The following is a 22,344-nucleotide window of genomic DNA, read 5'->3' as shown; positions in this document are numbered from 1 at the left end:
ATCAATCACGAGGGAGATAAGGTCGTTCGCTGAAAGTCTTCAACGGAAAATCGCCGTTGCAAATCTGACAGAGAGACAGTGACCTTACCGATGATGTTACCAGCAACAAGCATCCTGGCATAACCGGCCATTAATGCAGCATCTGCTAGTAAGATCTGTTCCTCACAATCGCATTTTTGTACTGGAACATCAGTAACAACCAATGTACCACCAACAAAAGATCTTTCATTCGTTGTTGTCATATTTATGATCTCCTTTTTACACCGGTCACATCGAGACATTGAACATCCCTCCTATGACCTTATTTTATCACGAGGTTGAAAAATCACCAAAGAGTATGTATTCCTTGTTATCCGAAAATACAACGATCAATGAGAATGATCGCTCCTATGATATAGGCTAGGACAAGCAAGGCATACTTCCGTTTACAACCTTTCGTAGGCATATGCCCTCACCTTCCTTATAAGGTTCTTTTTTTCTCGATATCGGGAATGTATTTTGTATATCGTTCTCGATCAGCAGGAAAAACAGTTTTGACGATGAATTGTTTCCCGCTTCTCATTAACACGATAACGACTGCCCATTCTCCAGACATTGCAGGTCCAACAATGGTCCGTTCGGGTTCTGGATTGCGACCCTTTGTCCCACTATCATAACCTTCTACGATTTGCCCATGAGCAATAGCCCATAGGATATCAAGTTCGTCAAAGACGCGATCGGGGTAATCATCATTACCATAACGGTCCCTCATGTAATGAGGTGAGATGGTCGTAATGAAGCCATCGATCTTGTTGACTCCTTTTCTAATCCATTCCAGTTCTTCGGTCCAATATTTTTGCATATGGTCCATCACTATTACCTCCTTTACGTGTTTTCAGACACAAAAAAAGCCCTGAAAGTTAAAAAAGGCATGACCAAATAAGAAGGTCACACACTAATCTACCTCAGGGCATATTCTATACGTTGTCAACTAAGACAACAGCTCCTTCTCCAGCTGGATCATATAACAGCGGAGAAAATTAATAGTGTTTCGTAATAAGTTGATTATAGCCTAATCATGGAAAAGGAGCAATAGGAATCACTCGTCCTATTGCTCCGATGACACAATTATCTAATCCGAATAACGGAAAGATGTGGTAATATAAACAAGGCTCTCAACTTAGTGGGATATTCATTACAGTTTAATCCAACTAAATTAACTGCCGATAACTTGATTATATATTATTGATTGCTAATAGGAGATTACAATGAAAAAAACATTGAGGCTTATTATCGTGGCTTTTTGTTTATTGCTTAGTTTCTTGCCGACCAGAAGCATCGCTAAAGCCGAACCGGAACCCGATTTGGTCACGGACATACAATTGCAGAGCAGTTTGGAACAATTGAAAGCGGATATGGTCACAAAAGAAGGCTTGAAAGAGATCGTGGAGCAACAAGGGAAAAGTCTTACAAAAGAGGAATTGACTCAGCAGCTCATAGATACACAAAAATCAAGAATCCAATTGCTTGAAGGAAATTTTAATGCATTATTGTCATTTCTTGCAGTTATTATTGCTGTCATTACATTATTCGGTGGTATATTCGTATGGATTTCTAGGAAGACCTTTTCATCTAAGGTGGATGAAGTAGAGAACCGTCTTGATGAAATGAAGAAGCTCAAAAACGAAACCGTCACAAAAATGGAGGCTGTAAGAGAACTGAGTAGTAATCTAAACGTAGCAATTCGTGAGGCACAGGACTTGCAGATTTCTTTAAACAAAAGCAAAATTTTATTCGAACAGGAAACTGAAAGAATAAATCTTTTAGGTAAATATGTGGAGTTTTTAGAGCTGAAAATAGCTCGTCCCGAGTTGATCCGTACATTTGAGGAAAATAGAAATGAATCCAAAAGGTTGATTTCTGAGCTTGAATATTGGCTTGCGGGTACACTACCGAACTATGGGTTCGCCTTAACTAAGGTTACAGAAGTCCTTGGAGAGAACGTTATAAAGGAAGATGAAACAATCCAAGACAAACTTAGCCACTATAAAGAGGTATTGGAAGAATACGAGGCTACTTTTTGGAAAGTAGCCGCAACTCCCTTAGAATGGGAAAATTATGAGGATGAGGATATTAAAGATTACTCAGATCCTCTCCAAGAAAAATCTAATAATTGGAAAAGTGTTTATGAGAATATTAAAAAGGTGCATGGAATTATCGGAGGTCAAATTTCAATGAACCCACATAGGTTTATTCCAAACGGCGACAACTCCTAAATCTATTAATATGCGAATAATCCTCTTAAGGCTACCCTGACAAATGGCTGGCCACTTTTCTAATAAAAAGGACTCCCCACCGAAATTGTGTGGGGAGTCCTTTTAAATGTGCTTATAGTTAGCCGATTGAATTATCCCATTTTGAATCAAATAAATCATGCAGTGACACATAACGAGGCAGACCAGACTGCTTGTCTTCTTGAATAATAATATAAAGATCAAGTAGTGCGTTATCAATGCCCACTAATGTGCGTTTGTTCATCATATGTAGCAGGAGTTGATGAATAGGTTCGTAAGATTCCGAGTTCGGATCCGTTTCATTCGTTTGATTAATGCAGGTCCGGTTAGCTTGGAAGAATACATCTTCGTACCGATATACAACCATTCGCAGCAATTCTGCCCGTTGCTCCTCAGATGAATATTCCGGCACAAGAATCGTGCGGAACAGTGTTGACTCACTCATTGGGTAGTTAGCCATGTTAAACCAGGATTTTACCCCTTCGAATGTAATTTCAAAGTGCATCATCACGAATGCATCGCCAAAAAGTCGATCCGTTATTTGAGCCTTCATTCAATATCTCCCCTTTATATATTGTACGTTCGAGACAGAGAGCGAGTCCTCGCCGGTTGAGTTAACAGTCACGCTAATCGCGTTTGGAACATCTTTTATCGATATCGCTGGAGCATACGTATTTCCCCCATATACTGAGTTTACCATACGATTGTAGTTTACCAAATTTATGATAGGGTTCCCTGTATCGGGATTGATAATTTCCTTGTAACAGGTATAGGTTGAGCCATTGAGAAAATCGGTACAAGTGCTTTCCTCAGCTGCTGGTTGTCCATAGTATTGGCGTATACCAAACGTAATGGTGATCGAATCAACGAGACCATTACCTCCTCCGATTCCACCCCCTCCTACAAATTCTACATCTAGGAAGGGTTGTCCGGTGGCAGGATCAATCCCCCGGTTCATATCCAAAGCGGCGAGGTTCTGGCTACGGATGATGGATTTCAGCTTGTTTGCATACTGGCTGTCAGTAGCGTAACCCGCTCGCTGCAGTTCATTTGCAAATTCATACGGATTTTCCTTACTTAATGCCGTTCTATAACGCTTATTGGTTAGCAGGAATATAGAATGGTCGGCAAAGGACGCTTCCGGACTTGCATAGGAGCGGAATTTCGCTGTTGTGGGGACCATCACGCCGCCAACTTCTTCGTGTGTTGTCGTTGTACAGGAAGGGCCTTTATAACCGGAATTAGCCTTAATACCGAACATATTATTGCAAATCGATCGTTTGCCATATCCAGATTCTAGCGCGGCTTGAGCAAGTATGATGCTAGCCGGCACCCCGCTTCTACGTTCTTCGAATTGTGCTGCAGCAGCATATTTAATGAAAAATGGGTTCGTCAGGTCGCCAATCTCGGTTGGGACTGTTACTGGAGTCTCTGGTGGAGCGACTTCACCAGGCCCCTCCATCCCTGGACCGAAATTACCCAAGTAGTGCGTACCCCCTTCTTTTAATCCAAGAATATGGACAACCCCCTGCTCACTAAAGGCAGGAGCGGGAGTCTCCATGTATACTCCAGAAATATAGAGCATTTTTTTGGATTCATAGAACGGCATATCTGGATTATCAGGTTCATTACCGCTCCAGTTGATTTTGTTAAGCACCTTAAAGGCTTCTTTACTAGCTGCATCGGTTAAAGTGGACATCATCATAATATACGGCTTTGGATCAATAGCCTCTCCCCCGCCGGGAATCATTTCATAATGAAGATGTGGACCAGTAGAACGCCCTGTATTTCCAGATATACCAATGATCTCGCCTTTTGAGACGGATTGTCCAGGCGTGACATAAGCATCACTCAAATGTAAATATCGACTGCTCATTCCAATTTGAGGATCCGTACTTTCAACTACAACATAGATGCCTGCATTTTGAGTAGATGCAGCGTCCGATTTGGTTGGATAGCTGACTATACGGACAATCCCGTCAAAGGAGCTTGAGACGGGAGTGCCTATCGGTGTAGCAATATCAATCCCGGTATGAAAGGACTGTTGCTGCCCCGTAACAGGATGTACACGTGGTCCGTAGTCGCTGGAAATCGCACTTTCGAGGTTCTTCACATAAATTTGAGGCGGTACAATCTTCTCATAGATTTGGGCTTCAGATGCTACCGATTGTGTAGTAGAAACGATCGAAGCAATAAGGAAAACCGCCATCACTAAGGCAGCGATTCCCCCAATAACTAGCCAAAATATTGGATTTTTGAGAATTAATTGTGTAGCCTTTTTCTTCATTTTGTTCTTCAGATTATTCTTCAATCGCTCGAGTGTTTGTTGTGTCAGTGTATCATTTGCTTGTCCAGCATTACCCACATTCGGTAGCAGAACGGCCCCCTCCTATAGATATGATTAATCTGCTTGATCATTTGTTTTACGTTTTAACTGTGTTTGACGGGCTAATCTTGCTTTGTTTTGTACATTTTGTGATATGAGTTCATTTGACTTATTGACCTGTGCAACTTGGCGGGATCGGTTCATCGTCGTTAAGTGCTTCAATTCGTCCTGCAGTCCATCGGAAACGTCAGTGGATATTTTCCCTTTCAGGTTTAGCGCCACTTTTTGTGTTTGAGTTGTATCCACATTGATTTGGATATCCTCTGGTTGGATTGTTTTGGTGAGATTTCTATGTGCTTCCTTAATTCGTGCCTGTAGTTCTGGATTCTTAAAAGTAACATTCTGCATATTCAGCTTAGGATCAAGCTTCGGCACCATGCTAGTATTCAACCTGGTGTTAAGATTTGGCACGATCTTGGTGTTCAAATTGGTGTTCAGATTTGTATCCGACCGAGTGTTTGTGTTGGTTTTCGTCTTCGTTTCCATGGTTTGGTTCACATTCAGTAACATGGATGATTTTTGCTGAAGCGATCGGCTGGATATTTTACTGTCAGGCAATTTCGGCATGGTTTTCATGATGGATTCCGTACTGGCTGGAGCTGTCACGCGTACCTGAGGGCCAGGAAGTACGACTCCTTCTTTAGGAGGAGCTGCTTTGCGGAAAGCTTCATTTGCTTTGAGAAGCCGCATTTTGTATGCCTTGAACTCATCCATGCCTTCAAAATGTGATGCGATGGATATCCGTCCGGAACGAACAAGCATGGTATCGTTCACTTTTTGGGTTGTATGAAGTCCCGCTTCTTTGAAACGTTCGTCCATCTTCTTTACAAAATCAGTATGTTGAACGGGATTACCCGTCATATTGGAAGTATCTACTGCCTGCTTATAGTCCACCTTATAACGATCGAAGAGCTGGATCATACAGAAGTCATTTACAGACGTTTGTAATTTCCGATTTCGGTTAAGACTTTGAGCACGCTCGATTTGGTCTACCGCGCGTTTCGGTCGTTGGACCATAAAGGTTGAAGCCTCTCGAATTGCATTTTCATTGCCATAGATGGTTGCAGCTACTTCTTGATCGTTCATTCCTTCTTGAACACCCTGGGTCAAGATGGCCTGCTTCACATTACCCCCATCATCTTTGATGTCTTTCAGCCTGCCTTTTTCTTCTTTCCATTCCTTATCCATGCCACGGAAAGGGTTTTTCGTACCATTTTTAAGATTATCGTTCACCTTTTGCACGAATGGCGTATATTGAACGCTTTCGCCGGATTCAGCAGCAATCTCTTCTGCCGCTTGCTTTTCCCGTTGATAACGAAGCGTCATACTCGCATTGGTTGCATCGTTTAAGTTGCTATCCGCTTTATACAGAGAACTTGGATTAAAGGATTTGGGTACTCCCTCTGGTTCCTTTCGATTGAAGGCGTTATTTATCTTATTGGTAGCACTGGTATACAAGGAGCGGGTTACGTTCCGTTGCACTGCATCCACGACTGTAGATTTTTGTCTTGGCATTGCTGGTATAACACCAGCAGCTTTCGAAAATACACTCGTGATTTCACTCCGGTATTTAAATACAACGAAGATAACAATAGCTTCGAACACCATTCCAAGGAACCAGCCTTTACCGGCAGAAACCGCAACGATTTTAAAGGCAAGATGGCCTAATACAAGCGATAGGGTAAGGAAGAACATTGCAAAAACAGTCATAACCACGAGCCCAATGAGTTTTACAAACTGACCTCGAAGTACAGATATCCCTGCATTACGCCCTGGTAATAAAGAGGCAAGCAATGTAATTGACATGACGGCCGCGTGGGTCAAAGTTTTAAACTTCATGAACAAAGTGAATATGGCCCAGTATGAGAACAAGCCCAAAATGACAAGTGCAAATATCAAGTTCAGAATGATAACCACAAACTGCTCCGCGGAGCGTTCTCTACTAATGGCTGGATATTTAACCGATGCTTGTTTAAGAGCCTCTTCCCGCTCCGGAGAAAATGGTTTAGTTTCTAGAACGGTATTCAATGTAGGGTCACTTGCAGCCATATTGATGTCATCGAATTGAAGCATGGCATACGGCCGTATAACGAGTTCCTCCCACACCTGTTCAGAGATAACCGTAACACCATCTTGCGCATCTGTACTGAGTCCGGTCGCTTTGGCAAGGCCAACATACATGGTATTACCTACCGATGAACCTACATCGTTAATGAACTTAATGAAGGTTCCTGCGTTTGAGAAGAATGCTAGGCAGATAATTAGAGCCAATACAAAGGATATCGCCTGTTGTAGACCATCCAGGAAGCGGGTACGCAGCATGAGCCAAAGGATATATAGTACCGTGATCCAAACTAGCATTCCTCCCATGCTGTCCCAAAAGCCTCCGGACGTAATCGCACCCTTTCTAATACCGGTTATATTCTGAATGATTTTTTCAACGGCGTCGATGAACTCATTCATCAGACTGAATGTAAATGACTCTTTGGCTATAAAGGTAAAGAATCGTGTGATTTGTACCGTTAAAAGAAAAAACATCGATAACAAATGATCAAATGCTCTAACAATGCCATCCTGTGCCTTGGCAGTTACTTGCCAAAAATGCCGTTCATCCGTAACGGTCTGAAATGAGTAGTGGGAAGCTCCATACTTATTGTAGATGGTACCGGTCTTCCCATCTCCTGGTATCATTTCATCCATTGATTGCGCGTAGAGTACACCAACAGGAAACAAGACTGCGAAAAACAGAATGATGCTTAAGCCAAAAGCAAAAAGAACACTTTTACGTGATGGCTTCTTAATCTTCATCTTCCGGATCCGCGTTATCAAAGGACTCCTCCTCCCCCGCTGCCACTTCATCCAAGTATTCTTGGAATTTAGCTAAATCAGAAAATTCATTCTCCTCATCGTCTTTGCTATCTGCATCTGATTCGCTTGGTGGACGTGTATCGAAGCAGTCAAAGAGGTGCTGGAATACGACGTCAATGTAAACCAGTCCGATTCGGCCATAAATATCTTGCATGAGACACTGGCCATTATCGAGGTTTTTAATCATATCGATATTTTGCTGGGTATGTTCCAAACCAAAATAAGATAGAGTGTTCTTGATTTTGGTTGTGTCCTGGTCACGGAAGGCAAATTTGACACCAATGTTCCCCGCAAGGTCGCCAGCAACGTCCGTGGCATTTTGAGTTACGAATATAGCTCCACCATTCAAACTTCGTCCTGTTCGGACAACCATATCTGCAAGAGCTTTACCGGCTTGTGTACCAAGAAGTGCCCACGCTTCATCCATCAGTACAAACTTAAAGATGGATCGGTTATGATAGATGAATTTATGAGCGAAGCGGGCTATCGCAAACATAAGAGCGACACTCATTTTTTCATCCAATGAGTAGTTTTCTGGTGATTTATCAGGTGATGGCATTTTAAGATTCTGTACTTGCAGAATATTAATTGAAAAATCCATTTGAATTGTTGCTTCTCCACCGGTGCCAAACAATAATTTTGCAAAGGATAATGTCTCAAAGCTCTCAAGGATCTCAGCAAGGATGTGTGCTTGTGGACGGCTTTTGCCCATTTCATAAAGCACAGGAATGGTTTTTGCCAGGTAAGGAGACTCTCCATTAGCAACCGTATTTACAGCTTGCGAAATGTAGCTATATTCGACGCTATTCGTTTTCGTAGATGATAAATAGGCGAGTATTTCAACAGCTGCTTCTTTAGCGGACTCAATATCATCAAGCATGACGAAAGGATCCAATTTACCCATATCTTCTTTGCTGGATGATAAGGTGGCCACTTGGATTTGACCCGCGAGCTCTGGTAAGTCTGCTGGCCAGTTGGTCCTTTCCCCTTTCGGATCAAATATAAGTGACTTCCCGCCAAGTAGTGCAGCGTTTTGGTAAGCCAGTAAGTTAGCAGTAACGGACTTACCTCCACCTAGTGTTCCTGTAATGGTAATACTAGGACTACGATTGATCTGACTTGCATTTGCAGGATCAAAATACACTGGATGATCAAGGGAACCTGTCGTTCCTATGTACAAACCCTTTCCATCCCCAAGCTCTTGTGTTGCTCCTATCATCCCTGATGCCAATGTTTCCGGTGGTATTCGCTGAATATAGTCAGAAACATAACGGGGTGATCCAGGAAGAAAATCATTAAACAAAAGCCACTGGTCTCCAGCTGGAAGCTCTACGTGAATGTTACCAAAATCTTTATAGTGATCTTTAAGTATCTGTACATTGCTTTTTAGCATATTAAGGTCTGTATGACACAATCCATATGTGACATGGGTAATAAAGGTGGGGTTCTTTCTTTTCTTGTATTCATCCTCCAGGTATACTGCCTTGGCTTGTTTCTCCTCGAGGTCCATAGGTACGGATGCCCCTGCTTCTTGTACGTTTTTCACCTGGTTATCAATATCCATTTTCTTTTTACTTAATTTTTTGATGGCATCTCGAGCTTCGAGTACGTCTACTTTAATACTCATTTGAACAGGGAATGGCAGCGTCGCTGCACTGTAGAGCCACTCACTTCCTGGCATATCCATATCATCCGGTAAGTCAGAAAGAGCAAGATAAGCATGATATATATGCTTGTCCTGACCATTATGGGGTTGTGTTATTGATACTCGTCTCGGGTGTGAGCAGTCGATATCTGATTCCGTAAGTGTGATAACTTGTCTGGAATCATATAAGAATGTACTGAGTCCCCCCCTCTTCCCTTTGCTCTTTTTAGGTTGCCAAGCATTTTCTTCGGTTGATCTTAGTACAGGATCTGTAATTCCCCACCAGAAATTCCGTTTTATTAGCCATTCCGTTGTTTTTGTTGTCCCCCTTCTGACTTTCATCCTCCGGGAAAGACGTTCAAAGATCTGTCGTTCTTTTACTAAATAACTTTGAAACTCATGTTCAAATATTTCAGGCTCGTTGAGACCGGATAAGTTTTCAATTGCACGTTTTGGATGCAAAATGAGCTTTTTTAATTCAACAGCAAGGGTTTCGACCTGTTCTACTAGATCTTTGTCGTCATTCTTCGGTAGATGTACAGCAATGAATGCCCGATAATCAGCGTTGTTGGATCCGTTCTCGCCATTGTAGTTCCCTTGTAGATATTCATCCATTTCGTTAATTATCTGAATGGCTTTCTTTTTCAGTGGTCCGGACACCCTGTTCTTCTTTAATCGTTCATGGTGTTGGTGAATATCATGAGTTTTTGGAAGCCAGAGAATATGAAATTGATCTGTTAACAATGCAAGAAATGAAGTCTGAGCTATTAGACGGTCAATCTTTTGTTGGTCACTAAGATGGTCATATATATATGAGTCGATCTCATAGACTGCCCAAACGTCTTTGTTATGATTAAAGATCAAGTTTTGCTCAAAATACGCTATTGGAAATTCGATATTGACTTTACTCGCTTTTTTCTTCGTTGACGGAATTGTTGATGCCAAGTACATGTACCTCCTTTGAAAAAAGAGCGCGACTACGCACGCTCTCTTTTAGTACGGTATACTACTTTGCTACCGTATCTGTAATGTTTGTTGTGCTCGACTTTTCGGTATCTATGTAGATGTTTTGGACGCATCCAGAATAAAATCATCCCCCAAAGCCATTTATGTGGTGCTTTTCCATCTAGCTTTTGTTTTGCGATTAGCCAGGTAGAGACACCGGGGAGAAATGCATACGTATACGCTGCTGGAATAAAAAATAGAATCTTACCTACAATAGCCCAAAAGATTAAACATGAAATAAATATCCCGACGACCCTCAGGTTTGCCGGCACAGGAAGTTTCCTGCCTTCCAATGCATATATGACCCAATCCAAATTCCATATTTTAGTATAGTTTGATACGGTTACACGGGGCGACTCTTGTTTGTCGCTCATTCTTCATCACCCAAAAATAGCAGACCAAAGGCTGCCAGATAGTTTTTTGATCTCATTCCAGTTAAGGATTGCAGCTACCACTAATGTCATACCAAAAAAGCTGATGAGTTTGATCCAATCTCTTTTAATCAAGCAGAATAGACACACTACAAGCAAAGCACCGGGAATTAATCCGCCTACGTTTGTTTGTAACCATGTATTCAATTGCACTCCTGGATCGGAAGCGAATGCTGGAAGACAAAATAGCATTGATGCGAATGTAAGCATCAGTACTCGAAGATACATTTTGTTACGAGTTTTCATGGGTATATCCCCTTTCTCTTATCAACAAAGATATTATTCGATTGAATCTGTGCCTTGAGGAAGTTCCTCTGTCTTCTCTTTTGGTAAATCTCCTATGACCTCGCTGCTTTCGTTGGAAGCGGGAGATTCTGTTAAAGGATTATTGTTGATCTGAGAATTATTATTTTGATTTGTTTCCTGATTTGGCACATTATTGTTTGAAGTAGCTGGTGCATTGGTATTCTTACTGGATTCTTCAATCGGTTGACCAACAGATTTTACGTATAAGCGACCATCGACATCTACTGCGTTTAATATCCAGGTATTAGTGAATAGTTCGTTGAGTTCGTTTTTCACTATCACGGATGCTTCAATTCTGAGGTCACTAGAGTCTGATTCGAATACATTTACCTGATCAATCTTTTCGATGGTGAAAGATGATTTTGTGATAGATGTAGGAGGTTTAACCGAATCGGCATAAAAATATTTAAGCTGACTAACATTCCCTTCAAAGTAGGACTGTAGAAAGCTGTCTGACAGTTCTAAACTTCTCGTTAGCAGATCTGGATCCGTAACTGTGCGACCCTGAGCATTGTGGGCCCTCTCTCCCTTTTGTTTTTCGGAAACAAATCGGGGGTATGATTGAACAACCAATCCTTTAGCCGTCACCGTTATTGGAACTACCATGTAGGTTTTTTGTTCGATCGGAGTCGTTTCTTCGATCGCTTTATCATCTGCGGCTTCTTTTGCCTGTTTAATTGGATCTGGTTCCACTTCAATCATTCTTCTTACAATGACGGTGATATCGTATCGTTCATCATTGATTCGTTCCGTGTCATATACATCGACTGATAATACACGAGATGAACCTTTAACCTCATAAGGTTTTAATCCAGCATCTTGATCGATTCCACTGATAAACTTTGCAAGCCTCTCAATCCGATCGTTCAGGTGATTAATGTTCCAGGTGAAGTACTCAGTTGAAAAATCCACTGCGAACCCTTTAACGATGTCAGATGTTGCCGGCTGCTCCGCTCCAATGTAGGTGACATTCTCGATAACTCGTGTACCTTGAGTAAAAGAGACAATGCCTTTTATCATGATAAATAGGGCTATTGTCCAGATTAAGATCCGAACCGCTTTTTTAAACCCCAACATTTTTGGAGCTCGAGGTTTAATTGATTTGTCGGATACTTTCTTTGCTTCACGAGGAATATCTTGTGTCGTGTCACTTGCATCGGTCTTTTCTTTGTTCTTTTTCTTAAAACCCAATGCATCTCACCTTCCTAAGATTTCTTTTTATTACTTCCTCCTTGGAGAACGGCTATGACAAGCAAACAGAAACCTAAGAGTATTAAGGCATACTTTGTATCAAACTCCATAAACCAATTGAACGTATCAACTACTTTCAACCACAGTCCAGGTGCTTGTTCTGTTACTACGTTAGAGGCTGAGTCAATCACTTTTTCTACTTTTTCGTGAGAATCATCTCGTCCAGTATGTTCTTTAATTGGAGCGGGATTTTGTCTTTCAATAGCTTGTTTTGGTGGTTCTTTAGGAGGTTCGATTGTATGTCCAGGACTACGGATAAATAAGACTGTCGCTATAAGGATAAAGAGCACTCCAACGCTAGCGAGAACTATTTTTTTGTTTTTACTCAAATCTCATTCACCTCCAATCTAATTAATATATTAGATAGTCAATATACTAACATAATAATAAATTAATTAGTATATTGCTATTTTAAATTTATATTGCTCCCTTTATTGATCATTCCAACATCATTTGTATCCATCTTTTAGCTTTTTTATTTAATTAACAATATTAAGAAGTTAGTATTCCTTTCCACATGACGACCACAATGCTATTTACTATAATTACTTCGCAAGACTTGCATATGAAGAAATGATATCCCCAATATTTCTTCCAGTAAACACTCTGCTGTTTTTACCGAACACTCGTTCAGCAGCTGATTGGATATTTTTAGGCCGAGTTTGATAGATAGCATCTGGAACAATAAAAGAGATTATTCCGTTTCGAATTACTTTGTTTGTTGAAAGCTTCAATACATCTCGATAACGTTCTAGCTTTCTTTCAATGGAAACTTGATCAGAGTGAAATGGAGAACGTTGAATAGGCTCCGTTGACCTGTCTAGTTCTATATAGAATATTTGTTCTCCAATCCGAAGTATTGCATCCGGGCGAACTGAGTTAATTTCATTATCGCTGTACACAGACAATGATGGATACCAATCCCAGTCAAAGAACTGTTTTAGATCGTTGACCCAATTATATCGAAGATCAAGATAAACTTTACCAAGTTCCCAAAAATGTTCTTTCTTTGCTCTTTCCATATCCAGCTCATGTTTTGAAAGACGATTTTCCTCAAGGATCCCCCTCTTTATTTCAATAACCTTCAAACCACGACTGCTTAAATAATACCAGGTTTCTCCACGTATACGTTCCTTCCGTTGATGTAATGGTTTATCAGAAGAATCAGGTAAGAAAGAAGATGATTCAACGAGGCCGCGATCCTTCAATCTCTTTAATGTTTTGCGTGTATTTATGAGCGCTCTTTTTTTATTTTTGATTTCCAACTCTAACTTACGATCCTTTGATGCGGTTTTATATTCTTCGTAATGAAATTCTGCAGTTTCAAGAAAGTAAGTTTCCACTACAGTGGATTGCGGCATACAACGGCACAAGTATAGATCAGTTAGTAGTTGCCATTCGCGTTCGGTAATGAGGTCAATAATCTCTCCAAGTGAATAATCCAAGGAGGTCTTTTTACGCTTTTTTGGTGTATCCGGTTGAAGCATTGAGGTTTTTTCGTGTTTTTCAATGTCCATAAATTTAACTACTCCTTCCTGGACCCATGAATGGGTTGGGGTTGAATAAAAACTTACTAAAAATCGTATTAGTCGGGTTTTCGTGATCCTTAACTGTCCCTACTCTTGAGTGAGTTTCACTTAACAGCAACATAAATTTTGTGTTGAGCAGAGAGCATTTCAAAGAACGCAACAAAAAGCATTACATAGAGGTCTACATATGAACATATTATTGGATCACAAATAATCATATAGGTGAGTTACTAATGTCATTACATTGATATTATCTCCTCCTCCCTTTTACCAATCAGTTTATAAGTATGAGGATTAACATAAACTGGAATGCGATATCCTCGAAATCATCGTAATACAGAATTGGTCTAGTGATCAACAAGACTAAGATGTGTTTATTCGAATAATAAATGGAGATATTCGAATTAGAACGTATAACTAAGAATGAATTAATGTGTATATCCGGATATATTCGGTCAATTCTAGAAGAGAATTAGAACCGAATATAAATCAAATTATAATTCGATTTATATAAAATTGAAAACTGATACGTATATGATACTAATGCAAGTTGACTGTGATTCTAAACCGTTATAAAATCAGTTATATAATGCAGGTAGATTTTGAGAATTAAGGGAGGAATAAAATTTGTTAAAATTTCACTTCAATGTTGGTAATGATATTGGAAATAGTGAGCAAGACATTTACGTGGATGGTGTATTAGTAAGGCAGCCAAATGTATTCTCACTAACTGGACAGATACCTTGGTCCGATGATGATGTTGATGTTCAGAAAAACCTAAAAAATATTTATGATAATCTTGCCGTTTCTATTGTATCGGGCTCTGGAATTCAGACGGGACTGTATACGATAGGAAAACATGCATTGAAAACAAACGGTGAAAATGTGACAAGCCTTTATGTAAAAGGAAATGGTACGAAAGCAGATCAAATGGTTCCATACATAAATACTCTTTCTGCGATTGCAGCTCGAGCGGTTGAGAAAGCAAATGCACTGGGTGAACTAGCTGATGAAATTGAAGTGATTGTAGATATGGCAGCTGCTTTACCAGTTAAACAACATAGCCCCGAAAACACTAGAAAAATGCGCGATAAATTCATGAATGGTACACATTCAGTTTCAGTCCATCTTGGTTTAACTAAGAAAATCGACGTAAAGATTAAATTTGATTATGTTCATATTCTTCAAGAAGGTACGCCTGTTACATTTGCCCTGCAGATGGATTCTAAAGGCAACTGGAGAACTTCCGGATACGAAGATACGAATGAAGGAACGAATCAAGAATTGCCTCTATTTAAGGAATTTGCGGAGACTTATAATTTAGGTGATATCGATGGGAGTTTTTTGGACGGAAAGAATGTGCTGCATCTTGATTGTGGAGATGGGACAACAGATTCACCTTTCACGCGAGGTGATGCAGTAGATAAGGATTTCTGTGATGGTGTTAATCATGGTATAGGTCACGCTATAGATCCAGCAATTCCAGATCTTATTAACTTAGCTCCCCATGCATTTAACTCTTTATCCAGGCAGCAGTATAGTGAGATTCTTAAGAGTCAATTTTCTGGCCGACCACATAAGTTTTTAAATGAAGCCATACAAGCTTTTGGGCCTCATTGCGGAAACCAAGTAGCACAAATTATCAAGCATGCCAATGATCAAATTTTAAATATTGGACCAAATGAAATCGATATTATTGCTGTCTACGGCGGCGGAAGTATCTTAATGAGGGATCATCTGTTTCCTAAATTAAAAGAATTAGCTGAAAGCACCAGGATTATGCTGTTTTATGTGCCAAAAGAATATGCCGTAACCTTAAATGCTGAAGGCTTGGATTTCTTTGTTCGTAGTCCGATTTATGCTCAGTTAAAACAGGATTATGAGGCAGCTACAACAGCTAAAAAAACTGTGAAAACAGCAGCAAAGGAAGTTGCTAGTACAAAGGAAAATTGATAGAAGACGAGATAGCATAACCGAGGGGTTATCACTTATAAGGGGGTGAGACATCATATGAGGAAAACTGAAGCCAAACCCGGTAAACCTGCAGTTATGAAACTCAGAGAAGATGAAGAGCAACTTGTTATCGATTGGATCAATAAACAAACGGTGTATGCAGATTCGATGAGATATCTCATACAAAAAGAAATTGCTGAAAACGGAATTCGGGACATTCAATCATTTGTTCCAAGAATTAGAGATGTAGAAACAATACGTCAACAGTTAATTAAGGAAAAAGCAGAAAAGGCTAGGGATCTTTCTTCATCTGTTTTACCAACAATGAGTAATAATGCAAATACAGATTCATCTCGTACCTCAATTGAGTCAAATCTCGGATTAGACAGCAGACAAAAATCAAATGATTTTTATTCCGAAGAACAACAACTGGAAAACCCACTTGTAATATTCAATGAAGCAGCTGAGCAACCATCAGTCACTCAACAGATGACCCACGATGGATCTTCACAAGATGATCAAAAAGTTAGTACGACTACTAAGCGTAAAGCAGCAAGTAAGAAGTTTGATTCAGCAGTAGTCGGTTCTTTTCAGTAAGATAATAAAAACCTCAACCTGGTATAAGGGGCGAGGTTTTTATTTTTGTTGAACTACTTCTGAATTTGGTCGGCAATTAATGTGGATTATTCGTGCAATTGGTTAACTGTCACTACTTGAATACAAGTTTACTGTTGATTTTCTTGGATTTAAGGCAATTCATTCTCGAGCATATTGTATCTTCTGTTGCCTAAAGAGTTACCTCTGCCATAGTGGACTTTCAAAATATTCATACATAGTATGATTGACGATCCAATACATAGAAACAATTGAAGCATGGATGAGAACATGTAATACCGGCCTGCTTTTCTTGCTTTCCTGCGGGTGCTTTTCTGGGATTCCTCATATGTTAGTCCACCGTGTTAAGATCTGCTCCTCAATTATTTCTCTCATCGTAAAACTATCGATGGAGAAGCAATGTAGTTTTTCCCCCCTACTATTCTGGATAAAGGTTCTCCAACAAGAAGACGGCTTGATACGATTGCTTCTAATTATTGCTTTCAAATCCTCTTAACGCTGAGAAACAATCCTTGTAGATGTCTGATTGATTTTTCAGTTGTCAAAAAGCAGTATTCCATTTCCAATGCAATCTCAGATTTTCAATCTACATTTATTAAAATCGAGTTATAATTCTATTTAAATACTATGTATATTTAATTAGAATAAAGTATATATAAAGTTATAATTTGATGCTTACCAAGAGTGATATTCACCGAATAAACCAGTTTATTCGCCTTTATTCACCATATTATCAAAACGTATTAATACGGATTAATTCAGATATATTCGAAGTAATACGTAATTTGGATGAGGGCACACCTTTATTCACATTTATCCAGTTGGTTAATCAAACGAATTAAAACGAATAAGGATGAATTAATACGGATTTATCTGATTTAATTTGGATTTGTTCGTAGTTTGATGAATAAGAAATTGTGGTGTGTAAAGACGTGTAAAAGCTTTTTATTCACCTTCTGTTAATGTACAATAGAATAAATAGACTGTTCAGAGCGGGTGGTGATAGGAATGAATGAGAATAATGATGTGTTCACAAAAGAGGAACGAGAGGAAGCTAGACGCGATGAGATGCGAGAACTGCTTATGAACGCTTTTGACGGAACGTCATTACTCTATGAGATATATAAGAAAAGAGGTTGGTTAGACAAGATACTAACAGATAAAATCCTTTCAATGGATAAGGATGCTTTGTATCTATCAAGCCAAGTTGCAGACATTTGTGAAACCCATGACTACGTAATTAAAAACAAAAGACGTGAATTATTAGAGTACATTAATCCTACTCAGATGGGTGAAGGCAACAGTAAAATATATAAGCATAATTACATATCAGTTTTCAAACTCAAAATGATACATGGCCTAACTGGAGAAGGGTCCGAATTTACTCTTCCTCAACTTAAGGAAATAATCTATGGAAATATCACTAAATCTACAACTGAGCAAAAGCAAGATGCCGGTAACGATATGATGTTTCAAATGATGAAAAAGATGGAACAATTCGATAAATTTTACGACATGGTACAATCAGGAGAGTTCTTTAACGAAATTGATAAGAGAGCTCAAGAATCAGCTAGACGATTGATGTTAGAGGGTACGAAAGATGATGAAGTAAAAGAAAAAGTCTTGGAGATTTATGAGAAAATTATATCTCCTGACACAGATCTAACTGAAAAGGAGACTTTCCTCGCTTTATTTAATGACTTAGAAAATGAGTATCCTGGGCAAGCCTATACTATTAAGATGTATAAAAATGCTTCCGAAGATAGAATTAATAGATTTAGACAAGACGAGAGAGAAATGTACATTAGGAAAGTAAAAGAGACGATTAGTGATTTGTTAGATGATTATGAAAGTGCGAAAAGTGAGAATGAGAGAAATTTAATAAGAGATAAGCTTCAAAAAATAGGTAGAGATAATCCGGATCTTAGTTTTGAAATTCGTTATTGGTTCTCAACGATAGGTAAGGAAAAGAAGAAAAAAGGGTTCTTTGGAAGAATATTCTCTTGATAAAAGCAGCTGTTCCAGAAAGTTGGAGGCAGCTGCTTTTTATAATTTGCATGACAAATTCAATATTACTAATATATTATATTACTAACTAATATATTGGGAGGGAATGAATTGAAATACATAGGGATGGTTATAGGAGGGATTTTTTCGGCAATCGGGCATATGATTGCTTTTATGTTTAAAAACATTTTCATAGCAATTCGAAGATTCACCATGGATCCAGCAAACAAGAATATAATTTGGAATCTTCAGGCATTCTTTCTGCTGGGTGTTTTGCTTTTATTGTTTTTTTGGCTAATTGGAAAATACCAAGATCAATTTTATGGATTATCTGATCCGATATTCTATCGATCAATCCCACTTTTAATCCCATGTTTTTTAGGGCACTTAATTTATTCCTGTCCCGCATTATTTAAGAATAATTATTCAAAGCCGGTAATTCAAACCTTTTTAAATGCTTTTAGTGGATTAGCACTTGGACAGATAATTCTTACCTTTCTGCCTTTTGAAATAGGAATGCTTATTTCTATTTCTTTGGTTATCTTAATTGTTGTTTTAACACTTTATTACACACTTCATTTTAATATTAAGTCAACAGTATTTAGTAAGCTTACGACGACAGTTGAACAGGCTGATATGCTTAAGACGAAGAATACTGATAAGGGCAAAATATTGAACATGGTGAAGAAAAAGGACAGTTTATCACAGGATGAATTATATGAACATGAGGGGGTAGATTTAAACAAAGTAGGTTGTTTATCTCACCTTAGATATTATTCAGAAGAATGCAAACTCGAACTTTTTTCCACTGTACCGACAAAAGATCGACAAAGCCAATTGATGATTCTAAGTAGAAGTGATAGGGCACAACATGGTCAAATAATTGGTGGTACTGGAGCCGGGAAAACGTTACTTGCAACGAATCTAATAACTCAAGATTTATTGAATGATTATATTGGTAGTACAATTATTGAACCCAAAGGATCACTAATTAATAGATTATCTAATTTCATGGATAGAACCGGTCGCCCTTACTATCGACTTGACCCTGAATATGAATTTACAGATTGTCTAAATCCCTTCTTTGTACCAGATGGCCAGGATATTGAACCAATGATTGAAGCTAATGTTTCAGCTTTCCATGGTTATCTGGGACCAGATGCGGTTCAGTATTTTAAAAGTCGCAGTACTCAGTTAATGCGTGTGTGTATAAAGGCTCTTAAAATCGTCTATGGTAATGATTGTGGTTATAATGAATTGGATCGTTTAGTTCAACCAATGAATGATGATTTTAGAGCTGAAGTATTAGCAGAACTTCGTGGGCACGAAAATCAAGTACCACTCCTATTGGAATACACTAGAAATATGGCTGGAAGTGCTAAAATGCAAGAACATGCAATGCAGACATATTCCAATCTGTATGACTATCTAACTGAATTAACAAGTAATAAATATATTCAAAAAATCTTCTGTGGTAAATCTACTTTTAATATTGATGATGCATTGCGTAATGGTGAAGTAATCCTAGTTAATGGCGCGTATGGTACTTTACAAACTCTAACCTATACCGTAGGAAGATTGTTTCTAAATTTACTTAGAGCAAGTACTTTCCGGAGAAACCTAAAAGAAGCGATAAGAGCTCATCAGCTGACTGTTGATGAAATTGAAATGTTTGCAGATGAGGAATTCTCTACATTTATGGAAATGGCAAGGGAGTTTGAAGTTTTTGTTAATGTAATTCACCAAGGTAATGAGCAGCTAACAGATGTAAGTAAAAGACTCGGAGCCATGGTCAAGCAAAATGCAGTGCAAAAATTCATATTAGCTGGGCTTGAAAATGAAGATGCTGAATATTATGCGAATATGATTGGTGAGGACTATATGATTGGTCAAAGCAGTGGTACAGACGAAATGTCGGCTAGTGGGTTTAAGACACAAATCAAAGAGGAAAAGCGATACACTGTTATGCCAAAACATATTTCCAATTTGAAAGGTTATAATCCCGAAACAGGCGAACCAGGAGAATGTTTATTTAGAGGGGTTCACAATAACATACGTCTTGAGCCAGTAATTGGACTGGTTTATCCCCTTCCTAGAAAGCTGTTTAGTCCAATCAATAAGGAATCAGACTTCATTAGTAATACAGTTGACGAAGAAAAGGATGAAAGTGTTTCGATTGAAGTCGAGAAAGAAAAGCTAGAAATTATAAAAATGAATGCTCTTAATAGACGAAATAAAACTATCAAGGACGAGGGGGAAATGGAAGATGAAAAACGGTCTCTTGATAGAACGGAAGCTGATGTATTGGTAAGTGACTCAAAAGGAGTTATTGATTCAAAGATAAGAAATTCTATATGGGATAGTGGGGAGGAAGTGGCTGCAGGAGAAGATTCTAAGCCTAAGGAATCCTCGGTTAAATTTACACCAGCTACAATTGATGACACTACTTTAAAACTCGCAGAAAGAATTAAGAACGCATCCGAAGATAAACGAATGAATAAAGGGAACAAAGAAGCGGAGTAGAAACTCCGCTTCTTTGTTCCCTTTATTCTTCTTTTAAGGAGTAGAATACATCGTTGAATTCTTCAAAAACTTTTTTACCTAGAGGAGTTAAACTGTAGAGCTTTTGTCTGCCACTCGTATTATAGACTACTAACCCAAGTGACTCGAGCCATATCAATGCAAAGTTAAGTTCGCCTCTTCTTACTCGAGCGTTTAGTGATAAATCCTCTTTGTTATAATCTTTTTGTGAAAGTGTCTGCATAATCAATTTCGAGGCATTAGGAAGGTTGGATATCATCGCTTGTAAATAGGGATGGAGTTTGGAGTCTAAATCGAAATCAATTGTTGTCTTATAGTCTGTGTTAGACATATTAACACGCCCTTCTATCCAATAATCTAATATATATATTATCACATAAACTAATTAAACAATAAATAAGAAAATCAAGCCAACATTCAAGACAACAAATTTTTAGATTAAAGCAATATTTGTGAAGCGAAATTGTAATATCACTTTTGTTGAGTTTTAATAAGGAACTAATTAGATACTATGTTTCGAATAATTTTGGTGAATGAATTTGAATTGAGCGTATGTTCTAAATTTTTCTCAGTATTTTTTGATATGGCATTAGAGATAATTTTTCTTATTTTCGAAGCACGGATCCAACTGAGTTCCAAATAATGTCCTTCCATGTTTTCTTTAAAATATAGTCTACCACTTTTAGAATCATAAGCCTTGATTTTAAATAAATTTGCGTATAACCCGCCTTGTACTTTTAAGAATCGGTTATTCTCTAGTTGTTCTTCAAAAATAATAAAATCGTGCAATGATTTTCGTTCAATATATCTGCAGCTATCCCCGTGATAGATGATGTTGTTATTATAATCAACTTCAACATAAAGAATTGTACTGAAATCGAGTTCTACAAACTCAAATTCAAGTTGTGGATCAGAATGAACATGACCAGCTATTCTCATTAATTCATCAAAAGAAGCTGTATATGCATCTGCAAACTTTTTTAATGTTTGAGGCATAGGAATAATTTGTGATCCTGCTGACCGATTATCTCCCAGTTCAACATCTCTTATATATCCATGACTTAGGTTTGTCTTTTTTGCTGCATCTCGTAAGCTATAGCCACAAGACATTCTTAAATACTCTAAATATTTTCCAATAGAGATTTCCATATCTGAAATCTAACTCCTTCATCCTATGGTTTATATTTTTATCATTACCACAATATGTTCATTATTATAAGCACATAAACCTGGTTTCATGATTTTTATCAGCCATAATATCAATGCAGATATAATTGAGTTTAAGTGGAGTTAGCTAAATATAATTCTATACCTAAGAGTTGTCTCTTAAAAGTAGAAGTAGATCTTTAAAGGGACTAAAAGTAGTACAACCAGACTGGAAAATCTCTTATTATAATCAGATTATAACTTAATTAAAATCTGATTATAATATTGATAAATTAGCATTCCTGTAGAGCGTTAATTATCAGCTTTGCAAAAATAAAAGCGCCTCGGTACGATGGGAGTACGCAACGGGTCATAGCCCTTAAAATCC

Annotated in this window: 18 protein-coding genes; 5 read left to right on the top strand and 13 right to left on the bottom strand. The window is 38.5% G+C overall.

Annotated elements, in window-relative coordinates; genetic code table 11:
• Positions 1-5: 5 nt before the first annotated feature.
• Complete coding sequence (locus M2277_RS27280) at positions 6-242, bottom strand: hypothetical protein (RefSeq protein ID WP_280756111.1); 237 nt, start codon at positions 240-242, stop codon at positions 6-8.
• Between the two features lie 218 nt (positions 243-460).
• Positions 461-850: a DUF4258 domain-containing protein gene (locus M2277_RS27275; RefSeq protein ID WP_280756110.1), complete on the bottom strand. Its 390-nt coding sequence runs from the start codon at positions 848-850 to the stop codon at positions 461-463.
• Between the two features lie 397 nt (positions 851-1,247).
• Here M2277_RS27275 and M2277_RS27270 point away from each other — a divergent pair, with 397 nt between their 5' ends.
• Positions 1,248-2,255 carry an AAA family ATPase gene (locus M2277_RS27270; protein WP_280756109.1) on the top strand — a complete coding sequence of 336 codons (1,008 nt, stop codon included), beginning with the start codon at positions 1,248-1,250 and terminating at the stop codon, positions 2,253-2,255.
• Positions 2,256-2,373: 118 nt separating this feature from the next.
• Here the strand turns inward: M2277_RS27270 and M2277_RS27265 are convergent, their stop codons facing one another.
• From M2277_RS27265 to M2277_RS27225, 9 genes are all read right to left on the bottom strand, one after another.
• Positions 2,374-2,826: a hypothetical protein gene (locus tag M2277_RS27265; protein WP_280756107.1), complete on the bottom strand. Its 453-nt coding sequence runs from the start codon at positions 2,824-2,826 to the stop codon at positions 2,374-2,376.
• Positions 2,827-4,560, bottom strand: a complete 1,734-nt coding sequence (locus M2277_RS27260) for a glucosaminidase domain-containing protein (RefSeq protein ID WP_280756106.1) — start codon at positions 4,558-4,560, stop codon at positions 2,827-2,829.
• A gap of 114 nt (positions 4,561-4,674) precedes the next feature.
• The gene (locus tag M2277_RS27255) at positions 4,675-7,467 is read right to left on the bottom strand and encodes a CD3337/EF1877 family mobilome membrane protein (RefSeq protein WP_280756105.1); all 2,793 of its coding nucleotides are present in this window, start codon (positions 7,465-7,467) and stop codon (positions 4,675-4,677) included.
• Entirely contained in the window at positions 7,457-10,117 is a 2,661-nt protein-coding gene (locus M2277_RS27250; RefSeq protein WP_280756104.1) for an ATP-binding protein, read from the bottom strand. Before M2277_RS27250 ends, M2277_RS27255 begins: the two co-directional genes overlap by 11 nt.
• A 32-nt stretch (positions 10,118-10,149) precedes the next feature.
• Positions 10,150-10,551: a TcpE family conjugal transfer membrane protein gene (locus M2277_RS27245; protein ID WP_280756103.1), complete on the bottom strand. Its 402-nt coding sequence runs from the start codon at positions 10,549-10,551 to the stop codon at positions 10,150-10,152.
• A gap of 6 nt (positions 10,552-10,557) precedes the next feature.
• Positions 10,558-10,854: a hypothetical protein gene (locus tag M2277_RS27240; RefSeq protein ID WP_280756102.1), complete on the bottom strand. Its 297-nt coding sequence runs from the start codon at positions 10,852-10,854 to the stop codon at positions 10,558-10,560.
• A 33-nt stretch (positions 10,855-10,887) separates the two neighbouring features.
• Positions 10,888-12,105, bottom strand: a complete 1,218-nt coding sequence (locus M2277_RS27235) for a conjugal transfer protein (protein ID WP_280756101.1) — start codon at positions 12,103-12,105, stop codon at positions 10,888-10,890.
• Positions 12,106-12,119: 14 nt separating this feature from the next.
• A complete protein-coding gene (locus M2277_RS27230) occupies positions 12,120-12,494 on the bottom strand; it encodes a hypothetical protein (RefSeq protein WP_280756100.1) in 375 nt (124 codons plus the stop codon).
• Positions 12,495-12,710: 216 nt separating this feature from the next.
• On the bottom strand, positions 12,711-13,682 hold the full coding sequence (locus M2277_RS27225; RefSeq protein ID WP_280756099.1) for a replication-relaxation family protein: 972 nt from the start codon (positions 13,680-13,682) through the stop codon (positions 12,711-12,713).
• A gap of 639 nt (positions 13,683-14,321) precedes the next feature.
• Between M2277_RS27225 and M2277_RS27220 the strand changes: the two genes are divergently transcribed.
• The 4 genes from M2277_RS27220 (at position 14,322) to M2277_RS27205 (ending at position 20,792) form a co-directional block, all read left to right on the top strand.
• A complete protein-coding gene (locus M2277_RS27220; RefSeq protein WP_280756098.1) occupies positions 14,322-15,647 on the top strand; it encodes a ParM/StbA family protein in 1,326 nt (441 codons plus the stop codon).
• 57 nt (positions 15,648-15,704) lie between these two features.
• Positions 15,705-16,244 (top strand): hypothetical protein, encoded by a 540-nt coding sequence (locus M2277_RS27215; RefSeq protein ID WP_280756097.1) that lies wholly within the window; start codon positions 15,705-15,707, stop codon positions 16,242-16,244.
• A gap of 1,026 nt (positions 16,245-17,270) precedes the next feature.
• Positions 17,271-18,269, top strand: coding sequence for a hypothetical protein (locus M2277_RS27210; RefSeq protein WP_280756096.1), 999 nt, complete (start codon positions 17,271-17,273; stop codon positions 18,267-18,269).
• Positions 18,270-18,380: 111 nt separating this feature from the next.
• The gene (locus M2277_RS27205; RefSeq protein WP_280756095.1) at positions 18,381-20,792 is read left to right on the top strand and encodes a type IV secretory system conjugative DNA transfer family protein; all 2,412 of its coding nucleotides are present in this window, start codon (positions 18,381-18,383) and stop codon (positions 20,790-20,792) included.
• Between the two features lie 22 nt (positions 20,793-20,814).
• Here M2277_RS27205 and M2277_RS27200 read toward each other — a convergent pair whose 3' ends face one another.
• Both M2277_RS27200 and M2277_RS27195 read right to left on the bottom strand, forming a co-directional pair.
• The gene (locus M2277_RS27200; RefSeq protein ID WP_280756094.1) at positions 20,815-21,141 is read right to left on the bottom strand and encodes a hypothetical protein; all 327 of its coding nucleotides are present in this window, start codon (positions 21,139-21,141) and stop codon (positions 20,815-20,817) included.
• Positions 21,142-21,308: 167 nt separating this feature from the next.
• Positions 21,309-21,959, bottom strand: coding sequence for a helix-turn-helix domain-containing protein (locus M2277_RS27195; protein ID WP_280756093.1), 651 nt, complete (start codon positions 21,957-21,959; stop codon positions 21,309-21,311).
• Positions 21,960-22,344 lie beyond the last annotated feature (385 nt).

Source organism: Paenibacillus sp. LBL (genome assembly GCF_029893715.1).
Taxonomy (GTDB): domain Bacteria; phylum Bacillota; class Bacilli; order Paenibacillales; family Paenibacillaceae; genus Paenibacillus_AQ; species Paenibacillus_AQ glucanolyticus.
Note: the sequence above shows the minus strand (reverse complement) of the source record. Positions and strands in the feature narration are given on the sequence as shown.

What these genes read in the sequence shown, in the direction of transcription:
- M2277_RS27255 (WP_280756105.1), bottom strand. Translation starts at nt 7,467, where the DNA reads ATGAAGATTAAGAAGCCATCACGTAAAAGTGTTCTTTTTGCTTTTGGC.
- M2277_RS27275 (WP_280756110.1), bottom strand. Translation starts at nt 850, where the DNA reads ATGGACCATATGCAAAAATATTGGACCGAAGAACTGGAATGGATTAGA.
- M2277_RS27225 (WP_280756099.1), bottom strand. Translation starts at nt 13,682, where the DNA reads ATGGACATTGAAAAACACGAAAAAACCTCAATGCTTCAACCGGATACA.
- M2277_RS27195 (WP_280756093.1), bottom strand. Translation starts at nt 21,959, where the DNA reads ATGGAAATCTCTATTGGAAAATATTTAGAGTATTTAAGAATGTCTTGT.
- M2277_RS27280 (WP_280756111.1), bottom strand. Translation starts at nt 242, where the DNA reads ATGACAACAACGAATGAAAGATCTTTTGTTGGTGGTACATTGGTTGTT.
- M2277_RS27260 (WP_280756106.1), bottom strand. Translation starts at nt 4,560, where the DNA reads ATGAAGAAAAAGGCTACACAATTAATTCTCAAAAATCCAATATTTTGG.
- M2277_RS27270 (WP_280756109.1), top strand. Translation starts at nt 1,248, where the DNA reads ATGAAAAAAACATTGAGGCTTATTATCGTGGCTTTTTGTTTATTGCTT.
- M2277_RS27240 (WP_280756102.1), bottom strand. Translation starts at nt 10,854, where the DNA reads ATGAAAACTCGTAACAAAATGTATCTTCGAGTACTGATGCTTACATTC.
- M2277_RS27265 (WP_280756107.1), bottom strand. Translation starts at nt 2,826, where the DNA reads ATGAAGGCTCAAATAACGGATCGACTTTTTGGCGATGCATTCGTGATG.
- M2277_RS27200 (WP_280756094.1), bottom strand. Translation starts at nt 21,141, where the DNA reads ATGTCTAACACAGACTATAAGACAACAATTGATTTCGATTTAGACTCC.
- M2277_RS27215 (WP_280756097.1), top strand. Translation starts at nt 15,705, where the DNA reads ATGAGGAAAACTGAAGCCAAACCCGGTAAACCTGCAGTTATGAAACTC.
- M2277_RS27245 (WP_280756103.1), bottom strand. Translation starts at nt 10,551, where the DNA reads ATGAGCGACAAACAAGAGTCGCCCCGTGTAACCGTATCAAACTATACT.
- M2277_RS27210 (WP_280756096.1), top strand. Translation starts at nt 17,271, where the DNA reads ATGAATGAGAATAATGATGTGTTCACAAAAGAGGAACGAGAGGAAGCT.